Genomic DNA, 11440 nt, shown 5'->3' with positions numbered 1-11440 from the left:
GCACCGGTGGGGCGGGGTCAGTCGATGGGGCGTTTTTCGATGAAATGGCCGTAAAGCGTGGTGAGCAGGGAAATGCCGATGATCGTTGCGAACCAGTTCACCACCAACCCGTAGATCAGGCTGATGAACGACCCGGGATCGCCGTTCAGCATTGTCGGCAACTGGATCAGGATGCTGGCCCCGGCGACGACCGCCGCCAGTACCAGGATCGTGTCGGTTTCGCCCGAGGTTTCCTCCCACGCCTCGCCCAGCTTCATCTTGTGACCCAGCGCCGCCGCAGGCAGCATCACCGACAGCCGGAAGAACAGGAAAGCGGCCAGGCCCACCATCAGAATTGGCAGCAGCGCGGCCAGGCCCGGCGCGGCCATGGTGATCAGACCCAGCGGGACCGACACCACCAGAACAGCCAGCGTGATCAGCAGCCCGACAAGGATCGACCGGCCCAGATAGCTGAGCATGTTGGACCCGTGCCAGCGCGGCAGCCAGCCTTGCGGATATTCCTCGGCCAGCACGAAGCGGTGCCACGCCACGGCGATCCAAAGGCTCGCGACCACCGCCAGAAGACCTAGGATCAGGCTCTGAAACGTGCCCCCAGCAGACATTTCTGGATAGCTCATCCCGCCAACCTCGACCATTTCGGGCGGGTTCAGAAAGAACGCGACCTGGTTGGCCACCTGCACCAGATACAGCACCAACGAGACGCGAAGCGCCTGTTCAAGGTTGGAAAACACCAGCCGCACCGAATGTGCAAATATCTGCCAGCCCTTCATCGCCGTCTCCTGTCGGTTGCCTTGGCCTTGGCTAGCACGGCGGTGGCGCAAGGCAAATGGCCAAACCTTGCCCCGCCCCTGAAAACCGGGTAATCGCCGCGCCAAACCTGACAGAGGAAACGCCCATGTCCGCGCCCAAAAAAGTCGTCCTGGCCTATTCCGGTGGCCTCGACACCTCGATCATCCTGAAATGGCTGCAGACGGAATACGGCTGCGAGGTCGTGACCTTCACCGCCGATCTGGGCCAGGGCGAAGAGCTGGATCCGGCCCGCAAGAAGGCCGAGATGCTGGGCATCAAGCCCCAGAACATCTATATCGAGGATATCCGCGAGGAATTCGTGCGCGATTTCGTCTTTCCGATGTTCCGCGCCAATGCGGTCTACGAAGGGCTGTACCTTCTGGGCACCTCGATCGCGCGGCCGCTGATTTCCAAGCGTCTGGTCGAGATCGCAGCCGAAACCGGTGCCGACGCCGTGGCCCACGGCGCCACCGGCAAGGGCAACGACCAGGTGCGCTTTGAACTGGCGGCCTATGCGCTGGATCCGGACATCAAGGTGATCGCCCCCTGGCGGGAATGGGACCTCACCAGCCGGACCAAGCTGCTGGAATTCGCCGAAGCCAACCAGATCCCCATCGCCAAGGACAAGCGGGGCGAGGCGCCGTTCAGCGTGGATGCGAACCTGCTGCACACCTCGTCCGAGGGCAAGGTGCTGGAAGATCCGGGCGTCGAGGCGCCCGATTACGTCTACCAGCGCACCGACGATCCGGTGACGCAGGCCCCCGACACGCCCGAGTATATCGAGATCGGGTTTGAGAAGGGCGACGCGGTATCGATCAACGGCGAAGCTTTGAGCCCTGCCACGATCCTCACCAGGCTGAACGATTACGGTCGGAAACACGGGATCGGACGGCTGGATTTTGTCGAAAACCGCTTTGTCGGCATGAAATCCCGTGGCATCTACGAAACCCCTGGCGGCGACATCCTGCTCGAGGCGCATCGCGGGATCGAGCAGATCACACTGGATTCCGGCGCGGGGCACCTCAAGGATTCGATCATGCCCCGCTATGCAGAGCTGATCTACAACGGTTTCTGGTTCAGCCCCGAGCGTGAGATGCTGCAGGCCCTGATCGACAAGAGCCAGGAACACGTGACCGGCACGGTCAAGCTGATGCTTTACAAGGGGTCCGCGCGGACCGTGGCGCGCTGGTCGGATCATTCGCTGTATTCCGAACAGCACGTGACCTTCGAAGAGGATGCAGGCGCCTACGACCAGAAGGACGCCGCCGGTTTCATCCAGCTGAACGCGCTGCGTCTGAAGCTTCTGGCCACGCGGAAGCGGCGTTTGAAGGGCTAGAAACGCGCCCGGAATGCCTGCGGCATACGAGAGACGCTGTCTCTCGTGCTCTCTGGAGGTATTTTGCCAAGAAGAATGGCAGACAAAAGAAAACCGCCAGGCCCCGAAGGACCCGGCGGTTCCCGAGCGTCGTCAACTCCGCAGTATTCCCGACGCTCTGACGGTCGTCCTTGAAGGACTACTCGGCGGTGACGACCGTCATGACAAGGTTCCCATCGGGCTTGATGGGACCATCTTCGGTGGCGCCCAGGGTGTATTCGAACACACCGGTGGACATGCCGCCCTCTTCACTGTGAACCATCAGCATCAGCATGTCGCCCGATGCCACGTCTTCCTGCAGAATCGCGGCCACATCCATGTTTTCGCCTTCGCGCAGGGGCGCGTAACCGACGACAGGGCCGGGCTTCATGTCCGCATCGGTGCGGTGCACGACCAGCCAGCCGTTGGCGGGCGCCACGACCTTGGAGGCGCTGACGACGCCATTTTCGACCGACTGGTCGGTGGCTTCGACGGCGGGGGCCATGCCATGCGCGGCGGCGAAGGCCATGCCGGCGGATACGGTCAGGGCGGCGGTGGTCATCAGAAGTGTCTTCATAATCATCTCTCCCATTCAGGACTGAGGACAGGGCCATTTACCCGGTCGCTGGTAACAGTCACGGAAGATCGGCTGGCAGAGTTTCAGGGGCGGCAAATTTTTTTTTGCGGCTGCTGGCCACCGGGTCGTCAGCTCAGTTTCGCCGCCGCCATGTCTTCGTAATAAGGCAGCGCCCGCGCTGCCAGATCGGCCATCGGGCCATCAAGCTGTGGCAAAGGCCCTTCGGCCCCGGCGAACCCGGTGGACGTGTGAACGGAGGCGTACCAGACTTTCTTCCAGACACCATCCTGGGGATGACCGCCTGCGGGCCAGCGCAGCATCGCGGGATCGAACGGCAGGTCGATGGCCTCGCACAAGGCGCGCAGCATTCGGTCGGGGTCGCGGCGGATGTCGGCGCTGTCGATCACCACCGGGGTCTGGCCCAGCGCCTTGGCCAGCGCGTAAAGCTCGGCCTGCTGGACAAAGCCGATGTCGTCCAGCGTCGGATTTTCGTACTTGTCGGCAAAGCTCGCCACAACCCGCGCCGGGTGGCGGATCAGAAAAACGTTGGTGCAATCCGCCATCCAGTCACGGGAGATGCCCGGGATCATGTGCTGCGCCATGTGCTTGTGATAGACATGCGGCTTGCCATCCAGGATCGGACCCAGCAAGGATGCCGCCACCTCTTGCGCGCTTTCCGGGCGGTCGGCGATGATTTCGGCCCGCATCGGGTGGTCCAGCCCGGTTTTGCGCAGGTAGGGGCCGTAGAATGGCTCGTCCACCACGTGAAAATCGGCGCGGTTGCCGAAACTGTACATCATCGCCGTGCTCAGATTGCGCGGCCCGGACCACATGGCCAGTCTCATCGGCTACTCCATAATGATCCCGACGTCGTCGCAGCGCGGCGGCATGACGCCGGGCCGGACTACGTCATCAAGGCGGGGCGTGACCGTGTGCAGGGTTGTGCCGTCCTTGAGGGTGAGCGTTACGGTGCGGTCGTGCAGTTGAAACGCGGTTTCGACCCGGCACTGCTGAAAAAGCTCGACCGCCTCGGACCAGGGAATATCCGACCCGTCGGGTGGCAGGGGCGCGGGCGGCGTGCAGGCCATGAGCGCCAAGACACTGGCAAAGAGGGAGAGGCGTTTCATCGGCAGGTTTCCTCGATCAGGGATTTGTAGAGGGTGCGAAGGCGCTCGGTCACAGGCCCCATCTGGCCGGTGCCGATCTGCCGGCCGTCGATCCTGCCCACCGGCGTTTGCGCGCCGAAGGTCCCGGTCAGGAACGCCTCGTCCGCGCTATAGGCGTCGACCAGCGAGAAATTTCGCTCAAAGCAGGGGATACCGTTGACATGGCAAAGGTCGATGACCTTTTGCCGGGTGATCCCGTTCATGCAGTAGTCGCCGGTGCTGGTCCAGACCGCGCCGTTGCGCACGATGAAGAAGTTGCAGGCGTTGGTGGTGTTCACGAAGCCATGCACATCGAGCATCAGCGCCTCGTCCGCGTCGGCCTTTTCGGCGGCGATGCAGGCCAGAATGCAGTTGAGCTTGGAATGCGAATTGAGTTTCGGGTCCTGCGTCATCGGCAACCCGCGCTGGTGCGGTACGGTGGCCAGCCGGATGGGACGGGGAATGGACGGGCGCGAATGTTCCATGATGATGGCCACGGTCGGGCCCTGCCGGGACAGCGATGGATGCTGGAACGGCCGCGTCTTGACCCCGCGGGTCACCATCAGCCGGGCATGGGCATCGGTGGTCATGCCGTTGGCCTTTTGCGTCTCTGACAAAGCCGATAGCAGCTGGTCCCGGGTCATTCCGATGTCGAGATCGATGGCCTTCGCCGCCTCGAACAACCGGTCGAGATGTTTGTCGGCGAACGCCCAGTGGCCGTCGTAAAGCCGCAGGCCTTCCCAGACGCCGTCACCCAGCATGAACCCGCTGTCGTAGACGCTGACCAGCGCCTGCGCCTTGGGCTTCAGCGCGCCGTTGAGCCAGATCAGGATATCGGCGTTGCGCGCATCCTCTTCGGCCTGGTGGGTTGTCACATCGGTCATGGCAGGCTCCTGCGGTGTCACCTCTTCTCACCTTGGCGTGACAATCGGTGACAGTCCATTGCCCGATGCGCGCCGGGCAGGCACGCTGATCGAAATAAAGGAGGTTGCCATGCAGCGTTTCACATTTCTCAAGCCCGCCCTTCTGGCGCTTTTCATCTGCTTTGGCCTGGTCGCCAATGCCCAGCGCGCCGAGGCCGCGGACATCGTCGTGGCCGGTGGATGTTTCTGGTGCGTCGAGGCGGATTTCGAAAAGGTCAAAGGCGTTGGCGACGTGGTGTCGGGCTATACCGGCGGCACGACGAAGAACCCGACCTACAAGCAGGTGACGCGCGGCGGCACCGGGCATTACGAGGCGGTGAAGATCCCCTACGATCCCAGCGTTGTGAGCTTGGATCAGCTTTACAACCTGTTCTTCCGGTCGATCGACCCCACTGACGCGGGCGGCCAGTTCTGCGACCGTGGGCAAAGCTACGCGACCGCTATTTTCGTCTCTAACGCTGCTGAAAAGGCCGCCGCGGAACGCGCAAAGGCCGAAGCGCAGCAAGAGCTGGGGCAGACCATCGTTACGCCGATCCTGCAGGCCGGGCCGTTCTACGAGGCCGAGGACTATCATCAGGATTACTACAAGGGCACCAACCGCGTGCTGACCCGGTTCGGCGCGGTCAAGCAGTTCGATGCCTACAAGCGGTACCGCAAGGGCTGCGGCCGCGACGCCCGGATCGAGCAGCTTTGGGGCGCCGACGCGCCCTTCATCGGCGGCTAAAGCAGGCTGTCCTGCACATCCTTGAGGTCGGGAATGACATCCGCCGTCCCGTGCCTCGTGACCATGATCGCCGCGGCGCGGGTTGCCTGCGACAACGCCTGCGCCATCGGCAGACCGCGATCCAGCCCCGCCACCAGATAGCCGGTGAAGGTGTCGCCCGCCCCGGTGGTATCGACCGCCTTGACCGGCAGGGCGGGCAGATCCTGAGAGGTGCCGTCGTCCGTGTTGATCCAGCGGCAGCCTTTGGACCCGAGGGTGATCACCACGTCGCGCACCGGCAGCTGGTGCGGGGGCGTGCCGGTCGCCTCTTCCAGCTGCGCGGCCTCGACTTCGTTCAGGACCAGCAGATCGAGCAGCAGCAGAACCTCGGCCACCGCGCCCGCATCAAAGGGCGCAGCGGCATAGGCGATGCGCAACCCCTTGGCCGACGCCTGTTCGGCGCCCGCGCGCTGCGCATTGGTTTCGTTCTGAAACAGGAAAGTGTCGCTGGCCTTGGCGGGTTCGAGCGCGAGCGCGATTTCGGTCTCTGACAAGGCCCAATTGGCGCCCTTGTGCAGGATGATCAGGTTTTCGCCCGCATCATCCACTGCAATGATCGCATGACCCGTCGCTTCGGCGGTGACGGCGATGTGGCGGGTGTCGACCCCGTATTCCAAGAGCCTGTCGCTGGCCCAGCGCCCGTCTTCGCCGACCGCGCCGATATGCACCAAGTGCGACCCCGCGCGCGCCGCCGCCACGGACATGTTGGCCCCCTTGCCGCCCAGCCCGCGGCTGAACGCCGCCGAGGCCAGCGTTTCGCCCGGTCCCGGCAGATGCGGTACGCGGTAAACCAGATCGGCATTGATAGAGCCCAGATTGAAAATGGTCACCGCGCTGCCCCCTTATCTTGCCGCCCCGCGGGTCAGCCGACCTTGCAGGCCGCCAGAACCGCCATGTTGAGAATATCATTCGCGGTCGAAACCGACGAACAAATCTGGATCGACTTGTCGACCCCCGCGAGAATTGGCCCGATCACCGTCGCCCCGGCCATTTCCTGCATCAACTTGACCGAGATAGACGCCGAATGCCGCGCTGGAACGATCAGGATGTTGGCCGGTGCGGAGAGGCGCGAAAACGGATAGGCCTCCATCGCACGGGCGTTGAGCGCCACGTCGACCGTCATCTCGCCCTCGTATTCGAAAGACACGCCGCGCCGGTCCAGCACGTTGGGTGCCAGATGCATCTTGGTCGCCCGTTCCGACACCGGGTACCCGAAGGTCGAGAACGAGACGAAGGCCACACGCGGTTCGAGCCCGAGGTGCTTGGCCACCCCGGCGGCACGTTCGGCGATGTTGGCCATGTCATTCTCGTCCGGCCATTCATGCACGAGCGTGTCCCCGATCAGCACGATCCGGCCCTTGTGCAGCAAGGCGGTGATCCCCGCGGCCCCGTGTTCTGCATCAGCATCGAAGACGTGGTTGATGCGCTGCATTACATGCGCCGATTTCCGCGTCGCCCCGGTGATCAGCCCGTCGCCGTGGCCATGCGCCAGCATCAGCGCGCCAAAGACGTGCCTGTCTCGGGTCGCCAGCCTGTCGATGTCCTGTCGGTCATGGCCCTTGCGCTGCAGCCTATCGTAAAGGAAGGTCTTGTACGTTTCCAGATGCCGGGTATTGGCGGCGTTGATCACCTCGATTTCGCGGATCGCATCCTCGAGCCCGGCCTGTTCCAGCTTCAGCTTCACATCGGCCTCGCGGCCCACGACCAGCGCCTGGCCCAGCCCCGACCGCTGATACATCACGGCGGCGCGCAAGACGCGGGGGTCATCACCTTCGGCAAAGATCATGCGGGCCTGTGCGGCACGAGCGCGGCTGTTGATGCCGCGCAGGATGCTGGCGGTCGGGTCCATCCGCGATTTCAGCGACAGCTCGTAGGACTCCATGTCGATGATCGGCCGTCGCGCCACGCCGGTGTCCATGCCCGCCCGCGCGACCGCCGTCGGAATGCGGTGAATGAGCCGCGGATCAAAGGGTGTCGGAATGATGTAGTCGCGCCCGAAGGTCAGGTTCTTGCCATAGGCCAGCGCAACCTCGTCCGGCACATCCTCGCGCGCAAGCTCGGCCAGCGCCTCGGCGCAGGCGATCTTCATCTCGTCGTTGATCGCCCGTGCGTGGATGTCGAGCGCGCCACGAAAGAGATAGGGAAAGCCCAGGACGTTATTGACCTGGTTGGGATAGTCGCTGCGCCCGGTGGCGACGATGGCATCGGCGCGGACCGCCTGCGCCTCTTCGGGGGTAATCTCGGGGTCGGGGTTGGCCATCGCGAAAATGACCGGGTTTTCGGCCATGCTTTGCACCATCTCCTGCGTCACCGCGCCCTTGGCCGACACGCCCAGGAAGACATCGCAATCGACCATCGCCTCTTCCAGACTGCGCGACGGGGTGTTGGCGGCATGGGCCGATTTCCACTGGTTCATGCCCTCGGTGCGGCCCTGGTAGATCACGCCCTTGGTATCGCACATGATGCAGTTGTCATGCCGCGCGCCCATGGCCTTGAGCAGTTCCAGACAGGCGATGCCCGCCGCCCCTGCCCCGTTGAGGACGATCTTCACATCCTCGATCTTCTTGCCAGACAGGTGCAGCGCGTTGATCAGGCCGGCGGCACAGATCACCGCCGTGCCGTGCTGGTCGTCGTGGAACACCGGAATGTCCATCTGCTCTTTGAGTGTCTGTTCGATGATGAAACACTCGGGCGCCTTGATGTCTTCGAGGTTGATGCCGCCAAAGGTGGGGCCCATCAGCTTGACCGCGTTGATGAAGGCATCGGGGTCTTCGGTATCAAGCTCGATATCGATAGAGTTCACGTCGGCAAAGCGTTTGAACAGGACCGACTTGCCCTCCATCACCGGTTTCGAACCCAACGCGCCGAGGTTGCCAAGACCCAGCACCGCGGTGCCGTTCGAGATGACGGCCACAAGGTTGCCCTTGTTGGTGTAGTCGTACGCCAGTTCCGGGTTTTCAGCGATTTCTTCGCACGGGACAGCAACGCCTGGCGAATAAGCCAGGCTCAGGTCCCGCTGCGTGGTCATGGGAACGGTGGCCTGCACCTCCCACTTGCCGGGGGTGGGCTCCAGATGAAAGGCAAGCGCCTCTTCGCGGGTATATTTCAGACGGGCCATTCAGGCGCTCCTCCCAAAGCGGTCGGTTGGTCTTAGACCAGCAACGGGGCGTGCTCAACCGGGATGGTTTTGGCTTTCGGACAAATGCGGGGATTTGTAGGGTTGCGGCGAAGCCATGGGGGGTCACATGAACGCGGTCACGCCGATGATGGCGCAATATCTTGAGATCAAGGCGCAGTATCCGGATGCGCTGTTGTTCTATAGGATGGGCGATTTCTACGAGATGTTCTTTGACGACGCGGCAGCCGCCGCCGCGGCGCTGGACATCGCACTGACCAAACGCGGCAAGCATGACGGCGATGACATACCGATGTGCGGCGTGCCGGTGCACGCCGCCGAAGGATACCTTCTGACGCTCATCCGCAAGGGATTTCGCGTCGCGGTCTGCGAACAGATGGAAAGCCCGGCCGAGGCGAAGAAACGCGGATCGAAATCGGTGGTGAAGCGGGACGTGGTGCGGCTGGTCACCCCCGGCACCCTGACCGAAGAGACGCTGCTCGAGGCGCGGCGGCACAACTACCTGGCCGCTTTGAGCCGTGTCAGAGACGATTGGGCGATCAGCTGGGCTGACATTTCCACCGGTGTGTTTCACGTGATGCCGTTGTCGCGCGCCCGCATCGGCGCGGAACTGGCGCGGCTCGCCCCGTCCGAGGTGCTGGTATCCGACACGGTCGAAGAGGCGTTGGGCGAGGTGCTGACCGACCTTGGCATTCTGCCCACGGTTCTGGGCCGCGCATCGTTCGATTCGACCGGGGCGGAGGCGCGGATTTGTGCGCTTTTTGGCGTGCAGACGCTCGAGGCCTTTGGCCGGTTCGAGCGGGCCGAAGTGTCGGCCATGGGCGCGCTGGTCGACTATCTGGACATCACGCAGAAAGGCAAGTTGCCGCTGCTGCAGCCCCCCCGGCAGGATCAGGTGTCACGGCTGATGCAGATCGACGCCGCGACCCGCCGGAACCTGGAGTTGACACACAGCCTGCAGGGCGGACGAGCCGGATCGCTGTTATCCGTGATCGACCGAACAGTGACGGCGGGCGGTGCGCGGCTGCTCGAGCGGCGGGTGTCTTCGCCGTCTCGCGAACTGGATGTGGTGCAGGCGCGACAGAATACAGTGACCTGGTGCCTTGAGGCACCGGAACAGGCTCTGTTCCTGCGCGATGCGTTGAAACGGGTGCCCGACCTGGACCGGGCGCTGTCGCGTCTGGGCATGGATCGCGGCGGTCCGCGCGATCTGGCGGCGGTGCGAAACGCGCTGGAACAGGCCGAAGCGCTGGAGGAACGGCTGGCGGGCCTCGACCTGCCGTCGCATCTGGATGAGGCGCGGCAGGCTCTCGGCGGACATGGTGCACTGGTCGACCTGCTGGATCAGGCGCTGGTGGCCGAACCGCCGCTTCTGGCCCGCGACGGCGGGTTCATCGCCAGCGGCCACGACGCCGAACTGGATGAGATGCGCACCCTGCGGGACGAAGGGCGCGGTGTGATCGCGCGGATGCAGGCGGACTATGCCGCGCTGGCGGGCGTGTCGTCGCTCAAGATCAAGCACAACAACGTGCTGGGATATTTCATCGAAACCACCGCGACCCATGCAGAGAAGATGCAGTCTGCGCCCCTGGCCAAAACGTTTATTCACCGCCAGACGACCGCCAACCAGGTGCGGTTCACGACCGTGGAGCTGTCCGAGCTTGAGACCAAGATCCTAAACGCGGGCGGTCGGGCGATCGAGATCGAAAAGCGGCTCTATGACAGCCTGAAAGGGGCCATTCTGGAGCGCGCGGCGGAAATTTCGCTGACCGGCCTGGCACTGGCGGAAATCGACTTGGCCTGCGCGCTTGCGGACCTTGCAGGTGATCTGGACTGGTGTCGGCCCCGGATCGACGAAAGCCGCGCCTTTGACGTTCAGGGTGGGCGGCATCCTGTGGTGGAGCGGGCGCTGAAAGCGCAAGGCGGCGCGCCCTTCATTGCCAACGACTGCGTTCTGACACCGGACGGACCCGACGCGGCTGTGCAGCTGCTCACCGGGCCAAACATGGCCGGTAAATCGACCTATCTGCGGCAGAATGCTTTGATTGCCCTGCTGGCACAGATCGGCGCCTACGTGCCCGCGCGGTCGGCGCATATCGGGCTAGTGAGCCAGATTTTCAGCCGCGTCGGCGCATCGGACGATCTGGCGCGGGGGCGGTCGACCTTTATGGTCGAAATGGTCGAAACCGCCGCCATCCTGAACCAGGCCGACGATCATGCCCTGGTGATCCTGGACGAGATCGGGCGCGGCACGGCGACCTATGATGGGTTGAGCATCGCCTGGGCGACGCTTGAGCATCTGCACGAGGTCAACCGGGTGCGCGGCCTCTTTGCCACCCATTACCACGAGTTGACGGTACTGGCCGGTAAGCTGCCCGGCGTGCGCAACGCCACGGTGGCCGTCAAGGAATGGGAAGGTGACGTGATTTTCCTGCATGAGGTGCGGGACGGTGCGGCGGATCGGTCCTATGGCGTGCAGGTGGCGCAACTGGCCGGATTGCCGCCCGCCGTGATCAATCGTGCCCGCCACGTTCTGGACCAGCTGGAACGGGGGGAGCGGGAAAAGACATCGCCCAAGGCGCTGATCGACGATCTGCCGCTGTTCTCGGTCGCGGCAGAGGCGCCGCGACTCGCGGCAAGCCCCGCTCATTCAGCGGTTGAGGCCCAATTAGAGACACTTTTGCCCGATGAGATGACCCCGCGCGAGGCGTTGCAGGCGCTTTACGATCTCAAGGCCCTGGCCAAAGAGTGAC

Annotated in this window: 10 protein-coding genes; 3 read left to right on the top strand and 7 right to left on the bottom strand. The window is 63.6% G+C overall.

The window, feature by feature from the left end:
• Nucleotides 1-17 precede the first annotated feature (17 nt).
• On the bottom strand, nt 18-770 hold the full coding sequence (locus ACOXXX_RS11815) for a hypothetical protein (protein ID WP_422826790.1): 753 nt from the start codon (nt 768-770) through the stop codon (nt 18-20).
• Between the two features lie 125 nt (nt 771-895).
• Here ACOXXX_RS11815 and ACOXXX_RS11810 point away from each other — a divergent pair, with 125 nt between their 5' ends.
• Complete coding sequence (locus ACOXXX_RS11810) at nt 896-2125, top strand: argininosuccinate synthase (protein WP_422826789.1); 1230 nt, start codon at nt 896-898, stop codon at nt 2123-2125.
• Between the two features lie 178 nt (nt 2126-2303).
• Here the strand turns inward: ACOXXX_RS11810 and ACOXXX_RS11805 are convergent, their stop codons facing one another.
• From ACOXXX_RS11805 to ACOXXX_RS11790, 4 genes are all read right to left on the bottom strand, one after another.
• A complete protein-coding gene (locus tag ACOXXX_RS11805; protein WP_422826788.1) occupies nt 2304-2720 on the bottom strand; it encodes a DUF7282 domain-containing protein in 417 nt (138 codons plus the stop codon).
• 128 nt (nt 2721-2848) lie between these two features.
• Nucleotides 2849-3565 carry an HAD family hydrolase gene (locus ACOXXX_RS11800; RefSeq protein WP_422826787.1) on the bottom strand — a complete coding sequence of 239 codons (717 nt, stop codon included), beginning with the start codon at nt 3563-3565 and terminating at the stop codon, nt 2849-2851.
• Between the two features lie 3 nt (nt 3566-3568).
• On the bottom strand, nt 3569-3847 hold the full coding sequence (locus ACOXXX_RS11795) for a hypothetical protein (RefSeq protein WP_422826786.1): 279 nt from the start codon (nt 3845-3847) through the stop codon (nt 3569-3571).
• The gene (locus ACOXXX_RS11790; RefSeq protein ID WP_422826785.1) at nt 3844-4749 is read right to left on the bottom strand and encodes an aminotransferase class IV; all 906 of its coding nucleotides are present in this window, start codon (nt 4747-4749) and stop codon (nt 3844-3846) included. The genes ACOXXX_RS11795 and ACOXXX_RS11790 overlap by 4 nt, the downstream gene beginning before the upstream one ends.
• Nucleotides 4750-4858: 109 nt before the next feature.
• Here ACOXXX_RS11790 and msrA point away from each other — a divergent pair, with 109 nt between their 5' ends.
• A complete protein-coding gene (msrA, locus tag ACOXXX_RS11785) occupies nt 4859-5512 on the top strand; it encodes a peptide-methionine (S)-S-oxide reductase MsrA (RefSeq protein WP_422826784.1) in 654 nt (217 codons plus the stop codon).
• Here the strand turns inward: msrA and ACOXXX_RS11780 are convergent.
• Together ACOXXX_RS11780 and ACOXXX_RS11775 are read right to left on the bottom strand one after the other, a co-directional pair.
• On the bottom strand, nt 5509-6381 hold the full coding sequence (locus tag ACOXXX_RS11780) for a ribokinase (RefSeq protein WP_422826783.1): 873 nt from the start codon (nt 6379-6381) through the stop codon (nt 5509-5511). The genes msrA and ACOXXX_RS11780 overlap by 4 nt on opposite strands.
• 32 nt (nt 6382-6413) lie before the next feature.
• Nucleotides 6414-8669 carry an NADP-dependent malic enzyme gene (locus tag ACOXXX_RS11775; protein ID WP_422826782.1) on the bottom strand — a complete coding sequence of 752 codons (2256 nt, stop codon included), beginning with the start codon at nt 8667-8669 and terminating at the stop codon, nt 6414-6416.
• A gap of 127 nt (nt 8670-8796) precedes the next feature.
• On the opposite strand from ACOXXX_RS11775, the gene mutS reads away from it, so the two are divergent.
• Complete coding sequence (mutS, locus tag ACOXXX_RS11770; protein WP_422826781.1) at nt 8797-11439, top strand: DNA mismatch repair protein MutS; 2643 nt, start codon at nt 8797-8799, stop codon at nt 11437-11439.
• Nucleotide 11440: the final 1 nt, after the last annotated feature.

The organism is Thalassococcus sp. BH17M4-6, assembly GCF_049323015.1.
Classification (GTDB): Bacteria; Pseudomonadota; Alphaproteobacteria; order Rhodobacterales; family Rhodobacteraceae; genus Puniceibacterium.
Note: the sequence above shows the minus strand (reverse complement) of the source record. Positions and strands in the feature narration are given on the sequence as shown.

What these genes read in the sequence shown, in the direction of transcription:
- ACOXXX_RS11800 (WP_422826787.1), bottom strand. Translation starts at nt 3,565, where the DNA reads ATGAGACTGGCCATGTGGTCCGGGCCGCGCAATCTGAGCACGGCGATG.
- ACOXXX_RS11810 (WP_422826789.1), top strand. Translation starts at nt 896, where the DNA reads ATGTCCGCGCCCAAAAAAGTCGTCCTGGCCTATTCCGGTGGCCTCGAC.
- mutS (WP_422826781.1), top strand. Translation starts at nt 8,797, where the DNA reads ATGAACGCGGTCACGCCGATGATGGCGCAATATCTTGAGATCAAGGCG.
- ACOXXX_RS11795 (WP_422826786.1), bottom strand. Translation starts at nt 3,847, where the DNA reads ATGAAACGCCTCTCCCTCTTTGCCAGTGTCTTGGCGCTCATGGCCTGC.
- ACOXXX_RS11815 (WP_422826790.1), bottom strand. Translation starts at nt 770, where the DNA reads ATGAAGGGCTGGCAGATATTTGCACATTCGGTGCGGCTGGTGTTTTCC.
- ACOXXX_RS11790 (WP_422826785.1), bottom strand. Translation starts at nt 4,749, where the DNA reads ATGACCGATGTGACAACCCACCAGGCCGAAGAGGATGCGCGCAACGCC.
- ACOXXX_RS11805 (WP_422826788.1), bottom strand. Translation starts at nt 2,720, where the DNA reads ATGAAGACACTTCTGATGACCACCGCCGCCCTGACCGTATCCGCCGGC.
- ACOXXX_RS11775 (WP_422826782.1), bottom strand. Translation starts at nt 8,669, where the DNA reads ATGGCCCGTCTGAAATATACCCGCGAAGAGGCGCTTGCCTTTCATCTG.
- msrA (WP_422826784.1), top strand. Translation starts at nt 4,859, where the DNA reads ATGCAGCGTTTCACATTTCTCAAGCCCGCCCTTCTGGCGCTTTTCATC.